This is a genomic window from Nonomuraea sp. CA-143628 (assembly GCF_050942315.1).
GTDB lineage: Bacteria > Actinomycetota > Actinomycetes > Streptosporangiales > Streptosporangiaceae > Nonomuraea.
The window spans coordinates 5,844,392-5,863,386 of sequence record NZ_CP192072.1; the positions used below are offsets into that span (position 1 = coordinate 5,844,392).

Consider the following 18,995-nt stretch of genomic DNA (forward strand, 5'->3'; position numbering starts at 1 on the left):
GGGAAGGTCTGCCATCCCTACTCTCCCAGTTTGATGCGCGGGTCGAGGGCCGCCAGGACGACCTCGGTGAGGATCTGACAGATCACCGCCACGAAGACGATGGCGAGGATCAGTACCTGCAGCACGGTGAAGTCGCGGGTCTGCACGCTGGAGACGGCCAGCTGGCCGAGGCCGTTGCGATTGAAGATCGCCTCGATGATGACCGCGCCGGCCAGCAGGTTGCCCACCTGGAGCCCGACGGCGACGACCGCCGTGCCCACGCTGTTGCGCAGCACGTGCCGGACGGTGATCCGCGCGGCCGACGCGCCCTTGCTCAGCGCCAGGTCGACGTAGTCCTCGTTCTTGGCGGCGAGCATCTCCGCCTGCAACAGGCGGGCGACGACCGCCGCCGAGGGCAGGGCCAGCGCGATCGCCGGCAGGATCAGGAACTGGAAGCCGATCACCGGATCGTCGACGAAGCTGACCTCGCCGCTGACGGGCAGCCAGCGGTTCAGCACGCCGAAGACGAGGATCAGCGCCAGCCCGGTGAGGAACGACGGGATGGCGACGAAGAAACTGTTGATCAGGTCGAGGCCGGCCCGCGCCCAGCGGCGTCTGGCCGAGCCGACCGCGACCCCCAGGAGCGTTCCACCCAGGATGACCAGCAGCGTCGCGAACACCGACAGCTCGACGGTGCTCTTGAGCCGGTCGCCGATCAGGCTCGCGACGCTGCGGTGCAGGAGGTAGGACTCTCCGAGGTTCCCCTGGAGGAGCCCGGCGATCCAGTCCCAGTACTGGAGCACGAGGGGCCGGTCCAGCCCCAGCTGCTCCCGGATCGCGGCGATGGTGGCCGCGGTCGGATCCGTGCCGGCGAGGGTGACGGCGACATCCCCCGGTGCCAGGCGAGGCAGGGCGAAGGCGACGATCGAGCTCGCGAAGAGCACGAACACCAGCGATGGGATCTTGCGTATCAGGAACCGGACCATCGTCTCGATACCGCCAGTCGGTCTAGAGGTCGATTACTTGGACAGCCAGGCCCGGCTGATGTCGAGGAAGCCCATCTGGGTCGGCGCGAGGCCGTTCAGGGCGTTGGAGCGCACCGTGAGGGTGGGGCGCGTGATCAGCGGGAGCACGAACGCCTGGTCGGCGAAGTAGGCGCTGTAGTCGTGGAGCGCCTTCTGCTGGTCGGGCGTGGTGCTGGCGGTGGTGACCGCCTTCACGAGCTTGGTGTACTCGGGGCTCTTGAAGTGCGAGACGTTCTCGTCCGCCAGCAGCTCCGGACGGCTCACGACGGCGCTGGCCGGCGAGAGGCCGTTGCTGTTCATCATCAGGAAGGCGGGCGTGCCCATGTCCTTGGCCGCGACCTTGGCGTCATAGTCGGCCGTGGCGATGACCGGCTTGGCCTCCAGCCCGACGGCGGCCAGGTTGTTCTTGACGATCTGGAAGACCCCGGTGGCCTCGGGCGTGTTCAGCATGGTCACCTCGAACGAGGTGCCCGCCTTCACCCCCGCCGCGGCCAGCATCTGCTTGGCCTTGTCCGGCTGGTAGGTGTACTGCTTGGTCTGCGCGGCGTCATAGCCGATCGTGGAGGGCCGCCACGGCAGGTTGGTCGCCTGGGCCTGCCCGCCTTCGACCTGCTGCACGATGCGGTCGCGGTCGATCGCGTAGTGGATCGCCTGGCGCACGGCCTTGTTGTCGAAGGGCGGCTCGGTCACGTCGAACCCGAGCGGGATCGCCGCGCCGCCGGAGGACACGAGGGAGAAGCCCGGCTGCTGGCTCAGGCTTCTCGCGTCCAGCCCGGCCAGGCCGACGCCGTACTGGACCCGGCCGCTGCGGATGGCCGCGACCATCGCCGTCGGGTCCTTGATGAGGTTGACCTCGATGCTGTCCAGGCGGGTGTTCTGGACATCGCGGTACTTGGCGTACTTGGTGAGCTGGAGCTTGCCGCCCGGGGTCCACGACTTCCACTCGAAGCGCCCGGTGCCGTCCACCTTCGTACCGGCCGCGTAGTCGGCGTAGGCGTCCTTGTTCGGGATCGGCATCGTCTCGAAGAGGTCGAAGATGTTCGGCAGCGGCTGCTTGAAGGTGAGCGTCAGCTCGTAGTCGCCCTTGGCCTTCATCTCGGAGATCTGCGCGGCGATCGACTGGTTGGCCGCCCCGGTCTTCGGGTCCTGGACCTTCTCGATGGCGAAGGTGACGTCGGCCGCGGTCAGCTTGCGGCCGCTGTGGAAGGTCACGTCGTCACGGAGCTTGATGTCCATGCTCTTGCCGTCGGGGGCCAGGGTCCACGACTTGGCCAGGACGCCGTTGGGCTGCCCGGTCTTGGTGTCGATGAGGGTCAGCGTCTCGAAGACGGCGTACTCCCACAGGATGTTGCCGAAGGAGGTCTTGAGGAAGGAGCCCGGCTCGGCTTCGGTCGTCTGTCCGACGACCAGGTTGCCGCCCTGGCTCACCGGGCCGGCGGACGCGGAATTCCCCGGGGCGCCCTGGGTGGCGGCGCTGCACGCGGCGGACGCGAGCATCGCCGCGCCGGCGGCGCTTGCTGTGAGCCGGCGGCGCCAATTCGTCACTGACATCGATACTCCTCGAGACGTTCTGGGGGGTGTGTATGCCGGGGTGTCGGGAATTGTACAGTCGGCCCGATTTGTCCCCTGGCGAGGAGCATGGTTCGCGACTCAGACAGGCACAACCCGCCGCTTTTAGTTTTGTTCCCGTCATAAAGGGAGCGTTTTCGGTACGGCCACGCCATCCGTAGCCGAGGACGGCCGAGATGATCACCGGGTGCCGAACGGGTTCGGCAGCGTGATCGCCAGGCATTCGCACCGTCGCGTCACCGTCCTTCAGGTGGTGGCCTCACACCCTAGGACCGGAGGATTCCGACGTACCCCCGCGCCGGTTCGCTCACCGGAACGGCCCGTTCGTGGTCCCCGGCCTGGCCCGCCGGTTCACTGACCGAGACGGAGGGCCGCGCCGGTCGGCCGGAGCCGGGTAGCCTCCGGGATCATGCCCCTGACATACGCGTTCATCGAGTACGGCGGTCCGGACGTCCAGCGTTTCCTGGACGTTCCCGCGCCCGAGCCGGGTGAGGGCGAGGTGCTCGTCGAGGTGCGCGCGGCCGGCGTCAACCCGGTGGACTGGAAGGTCCGTGAGGGAATGCATCGTGCCTTTCTGCCGCTGCGGCTGCCCGCGACCCTCGGCCGCGAGGTCGCGGGCACCGTGGTGCGGACCGGCACCGGAGTGGTCGGCCTCGCCGCCGGTGACCGGGTCTTCGGCAGTACGGTCGGCGGCAGCGGCGGGTACGCCGAGTTCGCGCTGCTGCCGGCCGCCAAGGCGGCGCGCATGCCGGACGGACTGTCCTTCACCGACGCGGCGGCGCTGCCGATCGCGGCGGGCACCGCCTACGAGAGTCTCGCCGAGCTCGGCCTGACTCCGGGGCAGAGGCTGCTGATCCTGGGCGCCGGTGGGGGAGTGGGCACGATAGCGGTCCAGCTCGCGGCCATGGACGGAGTCGCCGTCGTGGGCACCGCGAGCGCGGCGAAGCGCGAGTTTCTCCAGTCTCTCGGCGCCACGGCGATGGCCTACGACCGCGACGACGTCGCCGACCGGCTCCGGGACCTGCTTCCGGCGGGCGCCGACGCCGTGCTCGACCTGGTCGGCGGTGACGCGCTGCCCGGCGTGGCCGGCGTGATCACCGAAGGGACGCGGGTGACGACCGTGGCCGACGAGAAGATCGCCGCCCGCTTCGGCGCGCGCCCGCTGAAGCGGACAGGGGGTACGGGGACGCTGCCGGCCTTGGCCGAGCTCGTCGCCGCCGGGAAGCTGGATCCGTGCGTCGGCCGGGTGTTTCCGCTGGCCGAAGCGGCGCAGGCGCTGGCGCTGGTGGAGTCCGGTCACGTGTCCGGCAAGGTCGTGCTCGACGTCGCCGGACGTCGCTGAGCCTCACTTACGCTTTCGCCGGCAGCTCGATGAAAGTCGTGCTCACCACTCCGCGCAGAGCCGTTCGGTCGCGCGGAAGGCCAGGGCCATGATCGTCAGGACCGGGTTGACGCCGCCGTTGGTGACGTGCACCGAGGCGTCCACGACGTAGAGGTTGTCATGGCCGTGGACCCGGCCCCAGCGGTCGACGACCGACGTCCGCTCGTCGTCGCCCATCCGGCACGTACCCGACTGGTGCTGTCCGCCGTGCAACGCCAGGGGAACCGGCCCGCTCCACGTCCGGCGCGCGCCCGAGGCGACGAGCCATTCGCGGGCCCGTTCGCTGAGGTGGGCGGCGGTCCGCAGGGTCTCGGGATGAGTCGTGCCGGACAGGCGGGCGACCGGGATGCCCCAGCGGTCGCGTACGTGGCGGTCGAGCCGGGTCCGCGCGTGCGGGCTGGGGATCTCCTGGACGGGTCCCCCCACGCGCATGACGCGCCGGTAGTTGTCACGCATGTACCGCTTATTGACGGGTCCCCAGCGGGGCAGGTCCGGCGGCAGGTTCCGCGCCCAGAAGGCGATGGGCAGCACCGTGAACTCGTCCGCGAGCATCGCCCCGCCGATGACGCCGTCGTTGTGATGCGCGAAGTCGAGGGTCGCGACCGAGACCCCCGGGCCGCGTCCGTCGTGCACGGGCTCGTCCATCTCGGCCAGCGCCCACACGTAGGCATGGCCCTGCAGATGCCGTCCCACCTGATCGTGGTTGTTGCCCAGCCCGTACGGCTCGCGCCGGGTCGGTGAGTTCTGCAGCAGCCGGGCGGTCTCGATCGCGCCGGCGGCGCAGACCACCACCTCGGCCTCGACGACGTGACGCGCTCCCGAGCGGTCCACCCAGCGGACGCCGGTGACGCGGCCGGCGGGATCGCAGAGAACGCGTTCGGCGACGGCCTCCGGTCGCAACCGGGCGTGGCCGGAGGCGAGGGCGCGGCGCAGGACGGTGTTGTGCGAGCCGTTCTTGGCGTCCACCGGGCAGGCGAAGCCGACGCAGTGCTGGCAGCGGGTGCAGGCGGCCCGCTCGGCGTACGGCACCGAGTTGATCAGCAGGGGGATCGGCAGCACGTCCCAGCCGAGGGCGGCCGCGCCGCGCCGCAGCGCCTTTGCCTGAAGGCCCTCGGGAAGCGGGGGCATCGGGTACGCCTTCGCGCGCGCCCAGTGACGGCTGCTCGCCACGTGGTCGCCACACACCCCGATCTCCCATTCGGCGCGCTCGTAATAGGGTGCCAGGTCGTCGTAGCCGATGGGCCAGTCGGCGAGGCTGCTGCCCGCTGGGACGCCGTACGTGCCGGCCATCGTGAAGTCGGTGGGCAGGAAGCGCCACGCCTGGGCCCCGTAGAGCCGGGTGCCGCCGCCGACCAGCGTGGCGTTGCCGTGGAAGCCCGGCTCGTGCGCTCGTACCAGACTCTCGCGGCCCGTCATGTCGACGGCGACGCGTGGGCTCCCCTCGAGGTCTGGTCCGGATCGGTGCGGATAGCGGGCGATCCGGTGATTGCGCAGGTGGTCGCGGCCGATCTGCTCGTAGGTGAGGTCGCGACCGCGCTCCAGGACGAGCACCCGCTTGCCCGCCTGAGCGAGGACCGCGGCGGCGACCCCGCCGCCGGCGCCCGACCCGATCACCACCGCGTCCACCCGCTCGCCCCGCCCGGCGTCTTCCCGCATCAGTCGCTCACCTCGAAGCCGATCAGCACCGCGACCGCAGACATCAGTCGCTCACCTCGAACCCGATCATCCGCCATGACACGGCGTCGCGGTTGCCGCCGTTGCCAGGATCGCCGTAGAAGCCCTCCATGACGTGCTCCACCACCGTGCTCACGAACGCCGGCGCGTCGAACGGCCACGGCGTGCGCGTCTCCCCGGCTTCGACGGCGCGCAACAGAGCCTCCCGCCGGTCGGGTTCGAGCAGGCCGAACCGCACGCCGTACGTCTGGTCGGCCTCGGCGTCGAGCGCGTCGAGGCCGGCGCCGTAATACGCGCGCAGACCCGCCAGGTCGCGCCCGAACTGCCCCTCGAGGTAGTCGAGGACACCGGCCTCGACGCCGCCCGGATGCTCATCGGCGGGGACGATCGTGTCGACGACCGCGCTCAGGGTCGCGACCTGTAAAGCGGTCAGGTCCGCCATCACGGTCAGCTCTCGAAGCGGCCCGCCGGACGTTCACACGTGCTCTCCAAGGTGACGACCTGCGCGGCCCCGTCGATCGCGGAGAGCGCCTCGAGCACGTGGAAGGCGAACGCGGCGTTGGCGCGGTGCGGGCCGCCCTCGATCGCGTCGGCCAGATCCCGTACGCCGAGCCCCCGGCGGGCCTGCTCCTTGGTGCCGACCGCGCCGAACAACTCCACGACCGGCGGCAGGACGGTCCAGTCCGCCTCGCCGTGCCGCCGCACCCGGACGTCGCCGTCGAAGTGGTTGGGGTTGGGCACCGAGAGCGTGCCTTCGGTGCCGTAGATCTCGATGGCGGGCAGATCGCTGTCCCAGACGTCGAAGCTCATCAGCGTCGTGCCGATGACCCCGGAATCGAAGACCAGGACGCCTGAGGCGTGGGTGGCCACCTCGACGTCGATGTGGTCGACGGCCCGGTCCGGCGCGGTCACCGTGCGTACCGGGGCGCCGATGCGGGCGGCCCCCGCCACGGACCTGATGGGGCCGAGCAGGTTCACCAGGATCGCGAGGTAGTACGGGCCCATGTCCAGCACCGGGCCGCCACCGGCCTGGAAGAGGAAGCGCGGGTCCGGATGCCAGGTCTCGGCCTTGCTGTGCCGGATGAACGCCGACGCGCCGATGGGCTCGCCGATCAGCCCGTCGTCGAGCGCCTTGCGCGCGGTCTGGCTGGCACTGCCGAGGAAGGTGTCCGGGGCCGAGCCCAGCACGCGCCCGCTGGCCGCGGCCGCCGCCAGCACCGTCTTCGCGTCGGCGACGGTCGTGGCGATCGGCTTCTCCACGTAGACGTGCTTGCCGGCGTCGAGCGCCCGCATGATGGTGCTCGCGTGGTGCGCCGGCGGGGTCAGGTTCACCACGATGTCGATCGAGTCGTCGCCGTAGAGCTCGTCGGCGTCCCCCCACCCCGGGATGCCGTGCTCGGCGGCGGCCCGCTTGGCCCGGTCGACGTCGATGTCGCCGACGCGGACGATCTCGAGCTCCGGGTAGCGGGCCATGCCGGTGACGTACCGGCCGAAGATGTTGCCGCTGCCGAGGATGCCGATGCGGTGGTGTGTCGCCATGTCGTTCTCTGTCCTTCTTTAGGTGGATAAGCCTTAGGTGGAGAAAAGGTGCCTGATCGTGAGGGCCTGCCTCACATGCGCGCTGGGGCCCGCTCGACCACGGTCCAGGCGAGGCTGTCGTTGGCACGCAGCACCGCGTCGATCAGGTGCGCCGAGCGGACACCGTCGGCGGCCGTCGGCAGTCCCTCCACCTGGTGGCCGGCCATGGCCGAGTAGGCGTCGTCGACGAACGCGCGGAAGCAGTCGCCGTACCCCTGGGAGTGTCCCGACGGAAGCGTGGCCAGGCGGCGCTGCTCGGCCGAGCCCCGGCCCGGGTCCCGTACGAGAATTCGGGCGCCGTCGGCGTCGCCGAGCCACACCGACTCGGGGTTCTCCTGGTCGAACACGGCGCTGCCGTCCGCGCCGTCGAGCTCGAACCAGAGGCGGTTCTTGCGTCCGGCGGAGACCTGCGACACCGTCAGCGAGCCCAGGACCCCGTCGGCCGTCCGAAGCAGGACCGCGGCGACGTCCTCGGTCGAGACCGGCCGCAGTTCGTCCGCTGCCACTCCGTTCGTCCCATTCTCCGGACCGTCCGGCCTGCTCGTCTCCCGGATCGTTCCACTGTCCGGACCATTTAGACTGCTCGGGTCGCTCGGACTGAAGGTGTCGCCGCTGCCCGCCGGGCGCTTCGGTATGGTGACGCCGAGCCGGGCCGTCACCTCGTGGAACCGTACCCCGGCCACCCACTCGACCAGGTCGCACCAGTGCGACCCGATGTCGGCGAAGGCGCGGGAGGGCCCGCCCCGCGCGGCGTCGACACGCCAGTTCGTGGCGCCGGTGTCGAGCATCCAGTCCTGCAGGTAGCTGCCGTGCAGGAGCTGCCAGGCGCCGAAGTCGCCGCTCATCCGGCGGGCCCGGATCTCGCGTACCAGCGGGTGGTAGCGGTAGACGTACGGGACGGCGAGCGTGCGGCCGGTCTCGGCGGATACCGCGGCGAGCCGCTCGGCGTCGGCGAGCGACGTCGCGATCGGCTTCTCGCAGATCACGTGCTTGCCGGCCCGCAACGCCGCCTCCGCCTGGTCGGCGTGCAGCGCGTTCGGCGTGCAGATGTGCACCACGTCGACCGCGTCGTCGGCGAGTACGGCCGCCAGGTCCGGGTAACGCGCCGGGACGTTCCACTCGTCGGCGAGCGCGGCCGAACGGCTCGGGGTGGAGCCGACGACGCCGCGCACGGTCGCGCCGACGCCGCGCACGGCCGCCGCGTGTACCGAACCGATGAAGCCGGCGCCGACGATCACGGCTTGGATATGCGGATGCGCCACGTTCAGACCTCCGGACGAGTGTATTGCCGTATAAGAGCATGATTGAGGCCATTGACAGCCACAAGATGCCGTCTTTAGTTTCGTCGCATGCAAAAAGACGACGAGCACGGGCCGACGCCTGTGGCCATCGCGCTGCGCAAGGTGCTCCGTATGATCGCCACCGGCGAGGCGACCAGCCGCGCGGCCATCGCCCGGCTCACCGGCCTGGCCCGATCGACGGTGAGCCAGCAGGTGGACAGGCTGATCGAGCTCGGCATCGTCGAGGAGACCGAGTCGAGCCAGTCCGTACGCGGACGTCCGCCCCGGGCGCTCACCATCAGCCCGCGCGCCGGCACCATCGCCGTGGCCGACGTGGACGTGTCCGCGACCCAACTGGCGATCGCCGACCTCAGCGGCACCGTCATCGCCCGCGACACCGTCGACATGTCCGTCGACGGCGGTCCCGAGAAGCTGCTGGCCGTGGTGGCCGAGCGGCTGCGCTCGATGCTCGACGAGCACGACCACGATCCGGCTCGGGTACGCCACGTCGTCGCCGGCCTGCCGGCACCGGTCGACTTCCAGCGCGGCTGCGCGGTACGCCCGCCGATCATGCCCGGATGGGACGCCTACCCCGTCGGGGACTATCTGCGCGGGCAGTTCGGCGCCGCGGTCACGGTCGACAACGACGTGAACCTGATGGCCCTGGGCGAGGCGACCCAGGAGATGGCCGACACGCCCCTGCTGTTCATCAAGGTCGCCTCAGGCATCGGCGCCGGCATCGTGACGGCCGACGGCACGGTCCATCGCGGCGCCGACGGCGCGGCCGGCGACATCGGGCACATCCGGGCACCCACGCGCCGCGACGTCGTCTGCAGATGCGGCAAGACCGGCTGCCTGGAGGCCGTGGCCAGCCATCGGGCGGTCCTCGCCGACCTCGGCATCACGCCGTCCTCGTTCGACGACCGGCTGCACGCCTCACGCGAACTGGCCCGCCTGGTGGCCGACAGCGACACCAGCGCACTGCACCGCATCCGCCAGGCGGCCACCGACATCGGCGAGGTGGTGGCGATGCTGATCCACACGCTGAATCCGCGCACGCTGGTGCTCGGCGGCCCGTTGAGCGAGCTGCAGGACGAGATCCTGTCGGGGGTACGCGCCGCGGTGTACGAACAGGCGTTGCCGCTGGCCACGCGCAAGCTCATCATCATGCCGAGCCAGCTCGGCGCCGACGCGGGGATCTTCGGTGCGATCGCGCTGGCCGGCCGGGAGGCCTTCAGCCAGGCGGGAGTGGGCCGCCTGCTCGCCGAGGCGTGACCGTTCGCGCGGTCATCGCTGACCACCGTCGCGACGCCGCACCCCGTCGAGAACGATGTGGAGCAGGTGCCGGGGTCGACTGTCCCACTCGGTCTCCTCAAGGCGGGTCAGATAGCCCATGAGGAGGATGACGTCACGCGCGTCGACGTCGGAACGGATGCTTCCGTCCGCCTTGCCGGCGTCGAGGAGGGTGGTCAGCGCGTCACCGATCGGGCCCAGGCTGTGCGCCGCGAGGCCCTGCCACACCGACGCCTCGACGGCGGCGAACACCCCGCGTTTGACCTGCGCGTAGTCGACGACCCGGTCGAACCAGCGCGCCAGCGCCGTGAGCGGCTCGTGCTCGCCGAGCAGCGCCGGCGCCACCGCCACCAACTCGTCGACCTCCTCCCGGTAGACCTCGACGAGTAGCGCCTCCCGGGTGGGAAAGTGGCGATAGAGGGTGCCCTGCCCGACCCCTGCTTGCTTGGCGATCGCGTTGAGCTTGATCTCGTCCGCGTTCGCGATGACCGCTCGTGCGGCCTGGATGATCCGGTCGCGGTTGTCGGCGGCGTCGGCTCGGCGCCCGGTCGGGCTCATCGTTCCCCTACTTTGCTAAGCGGACACGTGTCCGTTAGCTTCGAATTAAGCGGACACGTGTCCACTTTATCGGAGGGGGATTCCTATGACTGCCATCGACGGCAAGGTCGTCGCCATCACCGGGGCGAGCAGTGGCATCGGTGAGGCCACCGCGCGTCTGCTCGCCGAGCGCGGCGCGGCGGTCGTCCTCGGCGCGCGCCGGACAGAACGCCTCGACCACCTCGCACGGGACATCCGCGATCGTGGCGGACGTGCCATCACCTGTGCCACGGACGTCACCCGGCGCGGGGACCTCGAACGGCTTGTCGGCCAGGCCGTGGCGGAGTTCGGCCGGCTTGACGTGCTGGTGGGCAACGCCGGCATCGCCCGGATCGGCCCCGTGAGCGACCTCGACGTCGACGGCTGGGACGCGATGATCGACGTCAACCTGCGGGGAGTGCTGTACGGCATCGCCGCCGCCATGCCGGTGTTCCGCCGGCAGGGCCACGGCCATCTGGTGACCACGGTGTCGACGTCGGGCCTGAAGATCGTGCCTACGCAGGCGGTCTACGCGGCGACGAAGAACGCCGTACGCACTCTGCTGGAAGGACTTCGGCAGGAGTCGACCGACGGCGTGCTGCGGACGACGGCGATCTCGCCGGGCTTCGTCCGTACCGAACTCACCGGCTCGATCGACGACGCGCAGGTCCGTGAGGAGGTCCGCCGCAACATGGAGGGGTTCGGCATCGATCCGGAGGCCGTCGCCCGCGTTGTCGCCTTCGCCATCGAACAGCCGCGGGATGTCGAGATCGGCGAGGTCACCATCCGCCCGACGGTTCAAGGCTAGAAACGCCTACGGGGTAGTGGGCGGTTCGGCCTGGTACGCCCGGTGCAGGGTCGCCTCGAAGGCCGGGGCGTCGGGCAGAGGCACGGAGCCGATTCGACGCACTGGAACGGCCGGTGTCCACGAGTTCATCACCACGGCCCCGGCCATTCCTGGCAGGTCGGCGGGCCGGATCCGCTGAACGCGCTGGGGAACCCCGAAGCGGTCGAGCTGCCGGCGGACGATGCCCATCGTGGTCCCGGTCAACATCTCGGCTTCTGGCCACACCACCGCCGTCCCGTCCCAGAAGGCCAGGTTCCAGATCGACGCTTCGCTGAGCCGACCCCGGCGGTCGATGAAGGCGGCGTCGTCGAAGCCCGCCATTGCGGCCTGGCGGAGATAGTACGTCTTGGCCACCTCCCCGACATGCTTTACCGCCGGAAGCACTCGTTCATGCTCCACCACCGCCAGCGAGAGCGGACCTCGAGGTCCGGATGCCGCGGATCCGGTACGGACGAGCAACTCGGGCTCGGCGTCCGCCGGCGTGTACTCCCCGGCGGGTGAGAACACCGTGGCCGTCAGAGAAAGATCGGCCGGTCCGGCCTGGACGGCTGCCCGCAACAGGGCTCGCACCCGGTCGTCGGGCACCGCGCGCCCGAAGAGCGCTATGGAGGCCGTCCGCAGCCTTTCCAGGTGCAGGTCCAGCCCCCGGACCTGGCCGCCGCGCACCTGCATGGCGGTGAAGTGCGCGTACCCGGCGAAAGCGAGCGGCGCAAGGTCCGTGGCGTCGGCCACCCGGCCGTCACGTTGTGCAACGAAAGAAGACATACCTCGCTCCAGCGGTACGGAATGTGCGTTTCCCGAGCGACGTTAAGGCTTGACATCGATGGCAAGGTCAACCTGGGAGTGGAGCCGGCGCATGCTGATCGGTGAGTTGTCACGGCGCACCGGGGTCAGCACACGGCTGCTGCGGTACTACGAGGCACAGGGAGTGCTGGAGGCCGATCGCGGTGCGAACGGCTATCGCTCCTACGACGAGGACTCCGTGGTCACCGTGCGCCAGGTGCGCGCGCTGCTGAAGGCGGGCCTGTCGACCGAGGTGATCCGCGTGGTGTTGCCGTGCGTGCGCGGCGAGCGTCCGGACTTCGAGTGGTGTGCCGAGCTCTGGGAGATTCTGAACGGCGAGCTCGAGGCCATGGACAAGCGCATCGACGATCTCGAGCGCAGCCGCGGCGCCCTGGCGGGCTTCCTCACCCGGCCTTGACCGGAACTTTCAAAATCCCGGCGCGACGGAGCAAAGTCCTGCACAGTGTGATCATGATAATTCGCCGCTGACCCCGGACCACCACCTGATGCAGAAGCACCGCCTCTGCCGCTGGACGGCACGAGTCGGTAACCGACCGTATCGGAGCACGAGATCAACACATCACATCGCCCTGGCATGGACGACCGGCGCCGCATCCCGTTAGCCCGCTCGCTCGCCCGCAGCTGCCTCTCCGCCGCCCTCGCCCTCGCCTTCCTCGCGGCCGCCCTTTCCACGAGCGTCGTCCCCGGCGACCTGCGTACGAGCGGGGCGGAAGAGACCGTCAGCGCCATCGACGCCCGGCCCAACGACGGCTCCGGCTACTGGCCGGACTTCTCGAACACCGGCTATGCCAACACACCGGCCAACGCCGGAGGGCTGGGCCTGGGCGCGTACCCGGGCAAGCTCACCGACTACGAGTCGGGCATGAGCGCCGACAAGCCGCTGAGGCTCGAGTTTCCGGACAACAGCGTCATCTCCTACAAGCGCTTCCTGGGCTTGAAGGTGATGATCTACGGCGACAACCTGACGTTCGTCGGCTGTCTGTTCGAGGGCACCAACCCCGACGACAACCTCGTCCAGATCTACTCCGACAACAACATCAAGTTTCTCTACTCGACGTTCAAGCCGAACTCCTACGCGATGCCTCCGGGCAACGACGGCACCGTCTCGTCGTCCCACTCCAAGCCCGGCACGCCCTTCGACAAGTCCTGGCAGCTGGCCACGACGATGAAGGAAGCCGTGGCCGTCATGGACCACAACGACATCTGGGGCAACGCGGGCATGATCATGGTGACGGGATTCCCGGGCCGCCCGTCGACCTGGACGAACAACTACATCCACGATATGGCCGACACCTCGCATGACGTCTACCACCACGACGGCATCGGCCCGCAGAGCGAGGGCAACGGCGGTCCGATGATCGTCGACCACAACACCCTGGCCTCCGTGGGGAACACCAACGGCCTGGCCCTGCAGGGCAGCGGCGTGTACGACCACATCTCGGTCACGAACAACTATGTCTCCGGCTGGGGTTATGCCTTGCACATGGGCGACGTCAACAACGCCACCAACATCACCGTCACCGACAACGTCTTCTCGGCGGAGCTCGAGCAGGTGTACGGCTTCCTGTACGGCAACATCTGGGGCGGGTCGGCGCACGGCTCCACCTGGCGCCGCAACCTCATCCAGGCCCGTACGGGAGACGACAGCCGCATCTATACGACGGCCGACCACGGCAAGTATCTGTGGCCGACCGGCCAGACCCAGACCACTGACTACACGGGCTGAGCCTCTTCCCAGGTGATGCCCGCGGGACCACTCGCTGCTCTTCGTGAACCGCACCGCCTCGAAGAGCAGCGAGGCCGCGGCGCTTTCTGGAGCGCCCTTACGGAACGGACGCGCCGACCGGTCGATGAACTACAGTCGTCCGCCATGGCCGAATCCTCCACCTATCTGACCGCGACGGCGGACGCCTACGACGCCGTCGCCGACCTCTACGCTGATCTCGCCCGAGACTCGCTCGACCGCCTGCCCCTGGATCGCGCGATGGTCGCCGCGTTCGCCGAACTCGTACGGGCCGCCGGACCCCGGCCCATCGCCGAGGCCGGCTGCGGTCCCGGGTACATGACGGCACACCTGCGCGACCTCGGACTGGACGCCTTCGGCGTCGACCTGTCTCCCGCACTGATCGACATCGCTCGCGAAGACCATCCTGACCTGCGTTTCGAGATCGGTTCGATGGGCGCCTTCGACGTGGCCGACGGCGAGCTGGGCGGTCTCCTCTCTTGGTACTCCCTCATCCACATCCCACCGCCGGAGCTGCCGCCGTACTTCGCCGAGTTCCGCCGGGTGCTGGCTCCGGGTGGCCACCTCCTGCTCGGTTTCTTCGAATCCGAGGGCGGTCCGGTGCTGGAGTTCGACCACAAGGTCACGCCGGCCTACCGGTGGCCGATCGACGACTTGGCCGACCTGGCCCGCAAGGAGGAGTTCGTCGAGGTGGGGCGGATGCTGCGCGAGCCATTGGAGGATGAACGATTCCGCCGCGGCCACCTGCTGATGCGCAGACAAGCCGCCTGCTCGTCCTGATCGCAGGGATTGATCGACGTCCCCCGGGACCGCCTCGGCCCCGGGGGATCGCTGGTTCGTGCTCGTGGACGGCCAAAGTGCTTCCCTGATCCCCCTCATGAGATGCCGGAAGCGACCGGCGGGGACGAGGACCTCCACGCGAATCTCGTCCTTGTGACCCGGCCGCACGCATCCTGGTGCTCCCCGGCGACATGACACGCCGAGCGCGGCAATTGATCTTCCGCCGTGGACCGCGGCAAATGGCCGGTAAATGTCCGCCTCGTGCCCTGGATCATGAACGCTCCGAGCCGGAAGCTCGATCTCGTCGCGGCACGAAGGCTGCAGTGGCCTGCCTGAGGACTTTCTGGAGGCACAGTGAGGCGTTGGTTGCGTGCGCCGTTAGCGGGGCTAACGGCCATGTTCGCCGGTTTGTTACCAGTCACGGCGCCGGCGGAGGCGGCACGGGACACCACGGTGGCGGCAATCGCGGACGACCCGGCGGGCTCCGCGCCCTGGGCCGTCGCCCAGGCGAAGAAGTCGGGGCAGCGGGTCGCGGTGACCGCGGAGCAGTCGGAGGCCCGGGACATCTACGCCAACCCGAACGGCTCGTTCACGGCCGAGCTGCGGACCGTTCCCGTCCGCGTCCGACGCGGCGCGGGCTGGGTCCCAGTGGACACGACGTTACGCGTGCGGGCCGGCGGCGGCGTGGAGCCGGCCGCGACCACGGTCCCCGTCGTCTTCTCGGGCGGCGGGGACCAGCCGTTGGTACGGCTCGGCGAGGACGCGGCCCGGATCGAGCTGCGCTGGCCGAAGCCGCTGCCGAAGCCGGTGCTGAGCCGTGACTCCGTCACCTACCCCGAGGTGCTGCCCGGGGTTGACCTGCGGATGACCGCGACGGCACAGGGCTTCACCGAGGTCCTGGTGGTCAAGAACCGGGAGGCGGCGCGCAACCCGGAGTTGTCGAAGCTGACGTTCGGCCTGGACGCCAAGGGCGTCTCGGTCCGCGACGACGGCGACGGGAACATCGCCGCCTACGACGCGAAGGGCAAGCAGGTCTTCGGGTCCGGCGCGCCGATGGCGTGGGACTCGACCCCGTCGGCCGCCAAGCGGGCCGTGGGCGCGCTGGAGCTGGGCAAGAAGGCGCTGGTCCTGCGGCCCGATCGCAAGCTGCTGGACGATCCCGCCGCGACGTTCCCGGTGTTCATCGACCCGGACTTCGCGGCCGGCCGGACGGGCTTCGCCCTGGCGTTGTCCGGCCATCCGAGCCAGGCGTACTGGGGCGGTGACGGGGAGAACCTGGCCAAGGTCGGGCTCTGCGACTGGGCGGGCTGCAACGGCATCGGCGTGGCCAGGTCGTACTTCCAGTACGACGCCTCGTTCATGGTCGGCAAGCACGTACTCGGCGCGGAGTTCAACGTCTTCGAGAACTACGCCCCGTCCTGCTCGGCCCGCGCGGTCGAGGCATGGGGCACCAACCCCGTCGGCGGCGGCACGACCTGGAACAACCAGCCCTTCCCCGGCGGCGGCCCGGTCGCGCTGGGCACGGCCAACGTCGCCCACGGCTACAGCGCGAGCTGCCCCGGCGCCTGGGTCGGGTTCAACGCGACCGGGGCGGTCAACGCGGCGGTGACGTACAACAACGGGGTCACGGCGATCATGCTGAAGGCGGCCGACGAGGGCGACAAGTTCGCGTGGAAGAAGTTCAGCACGAACCCGAGCCTGGTCATCACCTACAACAGCTACCCCGGCGCGCCGACCGGCCAGACGGTGGAGAACGCGGCCTGCGCGGTGCAGCCGAACGAGCCGTACGCGAACCCGTACATCGACAACGACCCGAGCAAGGGCCCGCGCGGGCCGAAGTTGTCGGCGGTGGTCGCCGATCCGGACGGCGGGCTGGTGCAGGCGCAGTTCGAGTGGTACACGAGGTTCGGGGCGCAGCTCGGCGGCTCGGCCACGGAGTTCAAGTCCTCCGGCTCCACCTTCACCGTGGACGTGCCTGCGGCGCACGCCGGCGACGGGGCGAAGCTGGCCTACCGGGTACGCGGCGCGGACGGCGTGGACTTCGGCCCGTGGGGCCCGTGGTGTGACGTCACCATCGACAGGAAGGCCCCGGACAAGACACCGAAGGTCAGCTCGGTGACCTACCCCGAGTGCCCACCGCCGGACTACGACCCCTGCGGCAGAGGCGGCGGGGTCGGCCGCACGGGCGGCTTCACGCTGGGCGCCAACGGCGTGGAGGACGTCGCGGGCTTCGAGTACTACCTGTACGGCCAGGAAGGCTTCTCCAGCGTCAAGACGAGCTCGGGCTCGGCGAACATGCTGGTCACGCCGCCTGAGGACGGCCCGATGGACCTGTACGTCCGCAGCGTCGACAAGGCCGGCAACGTGGGCCCGGAGTACCGCTACCACTTCTGGGTCGGCCCAGGAACGCCGCCCAACGGTCACTGGAAGCTCGACGGCTATGCCGAGCCGGCCGTGGTCGACGACTCCAGGAACGCCCACCACGGCACCTTCACCAAGGGCCCGGCGAAGTGGGCGCCCGGCCGGCACGGTGACGCGCTCTGGTTGGACGGCGCCACCGGTTACGTGAGCACGGAAGGCGGCTCCACCGTGGACACGAGCAAGTCGTTCTCCGTCTCCGCTTGGGTGAAGCTCGACCGGCTCGACACCGACTGGCGGACCGCGGTGAGCCAGAGCGGCAGCACGATCAGCGGGTTCTTCCTGCAGTACAACCCGAACGTCAAGAAGTGGCACTTCGTGATGCCGGCGACGAACGCCGACGCCGCCGTACGCGACGTCGCCGAGTCGGCGGGCCCAGCGGTCGCGGGCCGCTGGACGCACCTCGTCGGCACGTACGACGCCGCCGCCAAGAAGATCAGGATCTACGTGGACGGCGTGCCCGGCACGACGGCCGACCATCTCACGCCGTGGAACGCGACCGGCTCCGTGCAGCTCGGCCGCGCCCAGGTGGGCGGGCAGGCGGTGAACTACTGGCCCGGCTCGCTGGACGAGGTCCGCGTCTACGACCGCGCACTCACCCTGGACGAGATCCACGACCTGGCCGGCTCCCCGGCGACGGAGGAGGTGTTCCTGCCGCTGGACGAGGGGACGGGCACGACGGCGCAGGACGTGTCCGGCAACTACCGCCTCGGCACGCTCGGCGCCGCCGCCTCCTGGACCACCGGCAAGGTGGGCGCGGGGGCGGTGACGTTCGGCGGCGGCACCGAGACCCTCTCCACGACCGGCCCCGCACTCCGTACGGACGCCGGCTTCACCGTCACGGCGTGGGTCAAGCTGGACGCGGACGACGGCCAGATCCGCACGGTGCTCAGCCAGGACGCCGGGCAGGGCAGCGGCTTCCAGCTCCGCTACGACGGCGGGAAGCGCAAGTGGTCGTTCGCGCTGCCGCAGTCGGCGACCGACACCCAGCTCGCCCTCAGCGTCGAACCCGGAGACAGCGCGCAGGCGGGCGTGTGGACCCATCTGGCAGGCGTCTATGACCCGGCGGCCCAGGAGATCCAGCTCTACGTGGACGGGGTCAAGGCCGGCTGGAAGAAGGTCACGGCCACGGTGAACGCCACGGGCGCACTCCAGGTGGGGCGGGGCAGGCAGGCCGGGGCGCCGGCCACGCCGTTCGCCGGGGCGATCGACGACGTGCACGCGTGGACCGGGGTGCGGACCGCCGACCAGATCAAGGCGGAGTACCAGAAGCCGGTCACCAGGCGGAACGTGCCCTACGGCGCCCAGCTCAGCCGCTACAACAACCTGGCCACCGGCCGGCACATCGTGACGAACGGGCCGGTGCCACCGTCGGCGCATCTGGAGGGCTCCTTCGGCCTGCTCGCCGGCGCGGACGAGCCCAACACACGCATGGTGTACTCCTGCCGCAACGGGGAGGTCGACTACTTCCTCGCCCACGACTGCGGCACTTACACCAACCTCGGCAGCGTGGGCCGGCTCTACATCTCGCGGCCCGCCGGGGTGCCCGCGCAGCTGGTCTACCGGTGCCTGATCCCCGGCTTCGGGCACTTCGCCTCGCTCGATCCCGGGTGCGAGGGCCAGACGACGGAGTTCGAGCTCGGTTACACCCGCGGCTATCTCCGTCTGGTCAGGCACATCACCACCGGATATCCCTACGACCACGCCAGCTCCACCGGCCGGATCGCGGCGAACTACCGCCCCGAGGGCTCCCCCGGGACGTTGTCGATCGCGCAGCTCCCCGGTACCACGGCGCTGATGAGCTGTCAGGACGGCACCGACACCTTCAGCTCGACCGACGCGGCCTGCGAGGGCAAGACCGTCGTGGGCAGGATCGGCTTCATCTGGACCAGCCCGCCGCAGGGCTTGCCGGGAGCGCCGGGCGCGACCGGCAAGGAGCTGTTCCGCTGCCGGGCCAGCTGGAACGAGCTGTTCGACTCGGGCGACCCCGCCTGCGAGGGCCAGACCCTCGACCGTTCACTCGGCTTCGTCGCCTCCGGGCTCTGAC

Annotated in this window: 15 protein-coding genes; 7 read left to right on the forward strand and 8 right to left on the reverse strand. The window is 70.0% G+C overall.

The features are described 5' to 3' along the window. Positions 1–17 precede the first annotated feature (17 nt). Complete coding sequence (locus ACQP2T_RS26755; protein ID WP_433518787.1) at positions 18–965, reverse strand: ABC transporter permease; 948 nt, start codon at positions 963–965, stop codon at positions 18–20. A 33-nt stretch (positions 966–998) separates the two neighbouring features. Then, on the reverse strand, positions 999–2,555 hold the full coding sequence (locus ACQP2T_RS26760) for an ABC transporter substrate-binding protein (protein ID WP_433518788.1): 1,557 nt from the start codon (positions 2,553–2,555) through the stop codon (positions 999–1,001). A gap of 427 nt (positions 2,556–2,982) precedes the next feature. Here ACQP2T_RS26760 and ACQP2T_RS26765 point away from each other — a divergent pair, with 427 nt between their 5' ends. Further along, positions 2,983–3,915, forward strand: a complete 933-nt coding sequence (locus ACQP2T_RS26765) for an NADP-dependent oxidoreductase (RefSeq protein WP_433518789.1) — start codon at positions 2,983–2,985, stop codon at positions 3,913–3,915. A 42-nt stretch (positions 3,916–3,957) separates the two neighbouring features. Here ACQP2T_RS26765 and ACQP2T_RS26770 read toward each other — a convergent pair whose 3' ends face one another. The 4 genes from ACQP2T_RS26770 to ACQP2T_RS26785 form a co-directional block, all read right to left on the reverse strand. Then, positions 3,958–5,610: a GMC oxidoreductase gene (locus ACQP2T_RS26770; RefSeq protein WP_433518790.1), complete on the reverse strand. Its 1,653-nt coding sequence runs from the start codon at positions 5,608–5,610 to the stop codon at positions 3,958–3,960. Positions 5,611–5,653: 43 nt separating this feature from the next. After that, positions 5,654–6,070, reverse strand: coding sequence for a gluconate 2-dehydrogenase subunit 3 family protein (locus ACQP2T_RS26775; RefSeq protein ID WP_433518791.1), 417 nt, complete (start codon positions 6,068–6,070; stop codon positions 5,654–5,656). Between the two features lie 5 nt (positions 6,071–6,075). Further along, a complete protein-coding gene (locus ACQP2T_RS26780) occupies positions 6,076–7,167 on the reverse strand; it encodes a Gfo/Idh/MocA family protein (RefSeq protein WP_433518792.1) in 1,092 nt (363 codons plus the stop codon). A 71-nt stretch (positions 7,168–7,238) separates the two neighbouring features. Then, entirely contained in the window at positions 7,239–8,468 is a 1,230-nt protein-coding gene (locus tag ACQP2T_RS26785; protein ID WP_433518793.1) for a Gfo/Idh/MocA family protein, read from the reverse strand. Positions 8,469–8,555: 87 nt separating this feature from the next. Between ACQP2T_RS26785 and ACQP2T_RS26790 the strand changes: the two genes are divergently transcribed. Beyond that, positions 8,556–9,761, forward strand: coding sequence for an ROK family protein (locus tag ACQP2T_RS26790; protein ID WP_433518794.1), 1,206 nt, complete (start codon positions 8,556–8,558; stop codon positions 9,759–9,761). A gap of 12 nt (positions 9,762–9,773) precedes the next feature. Here ACQP2T_RS26790 and ACQP2T_RS26795 read toward each other — a convergent pair whose 3' ends face one another. Further along, positions 9,774–10,337, reverse strand: coding sequence for a TetR/AcrR family transcriptional regulator (locus ACQP2T_RS26795; protein WP_433518795.1), 564 nt, complete (start codon positions 10,335–10,337; stop codon positions 9,774–9,776). A gap of 85 nt (positions 10,338–10,422) precedes the next feature. Here ACQP2T_RS26795 and ACQP2T_RS26800 point away from each other — a divergent pair, with 85 nt between their 5' ends. After that, complete coding sequence (locus ACQP2T_RS26800; protein ID WP_433518796.1) at positions 10,423–11,163, forward strand: SDR family oxidoreductase; 741 nt, start codon at positions 10,423–10,425, stop codon at positions 11,161–11,163. A gap of 6 nt (positions 11,164–11,169) precedes the next feature. Here ACQP2T_RS26800 and ACQP2T_RS26805 read toward each other — a convergent pair whose 3' ends face one another. After that, positions 11,170–11,967, reverse strand: a complete 798-nt coding sequence (locus tag ACQP2T_RS26805) for an aminotransferase class IV family protein (RefSeq protein WP_433518797.1) — start codon at positions 11,965–11,967, stop codon at positions 11,170–11,172. A gap of 91 nt (positions 11,968–12,058) precedes the next feature. On the opposite strand from ACQP2T_RS26805, the gene ACQP2T_RS26810 reads away from it, so the two are divergent. From ACQP2T_RS26810 to ACQP2T_RS26825, 4 genes are all read left to right on the forward strand, one after another. Then, positions 12,059–12,403 (forward strand): MerR family transcriptional regulator, encoded by a 345-nt coding sequence (locus tag ACQP2T_RS26810; protein WP_433518798.1) that lies wholly within the window; start codon positions 12,059–12,061, stop codon positions 12,401–12,403. A gap of 177 nt (positions 12,404–12,580) precedes the next feature. Continuing rightward, the gene (locus ACQP2T_RS26815) at positions 12,581–13,732 is read left to right on the forward strand and encodes a hypothetical protein (protein ID WP_433518799.1); all 1,152 of its coding nucleotides are present in this window, start codon (positions 12,581–12,583) and stop codon (positions 13,730–13,732) included. A 144-nt stretch (positions 13,733–13,876) separates the two neighbouring features. Next, entirely contained in the window at positions 13,877–14,530 is a 654-nt protein-coding gene (locus ACQP2T_RS26820; protein ID WP_433518800.1) for a class I SAM-dependent DNA methyltransferase, read from the forward strand. Positions 14,531–14,983: 453 nt separating this feature from the next. Next, a complete protein-coding gene (locus ACQP2T_RS26825) occupies positions 14,984–18,994 on the forward strand; it encodes a LamG-like jellyroll fold domain-containing protein (RefSeq protein WP_433518801.1) in 4,011 nt (1,336 codons plus the stop codon). Position 18,995 lies beyond the last annotated feature (1 nt).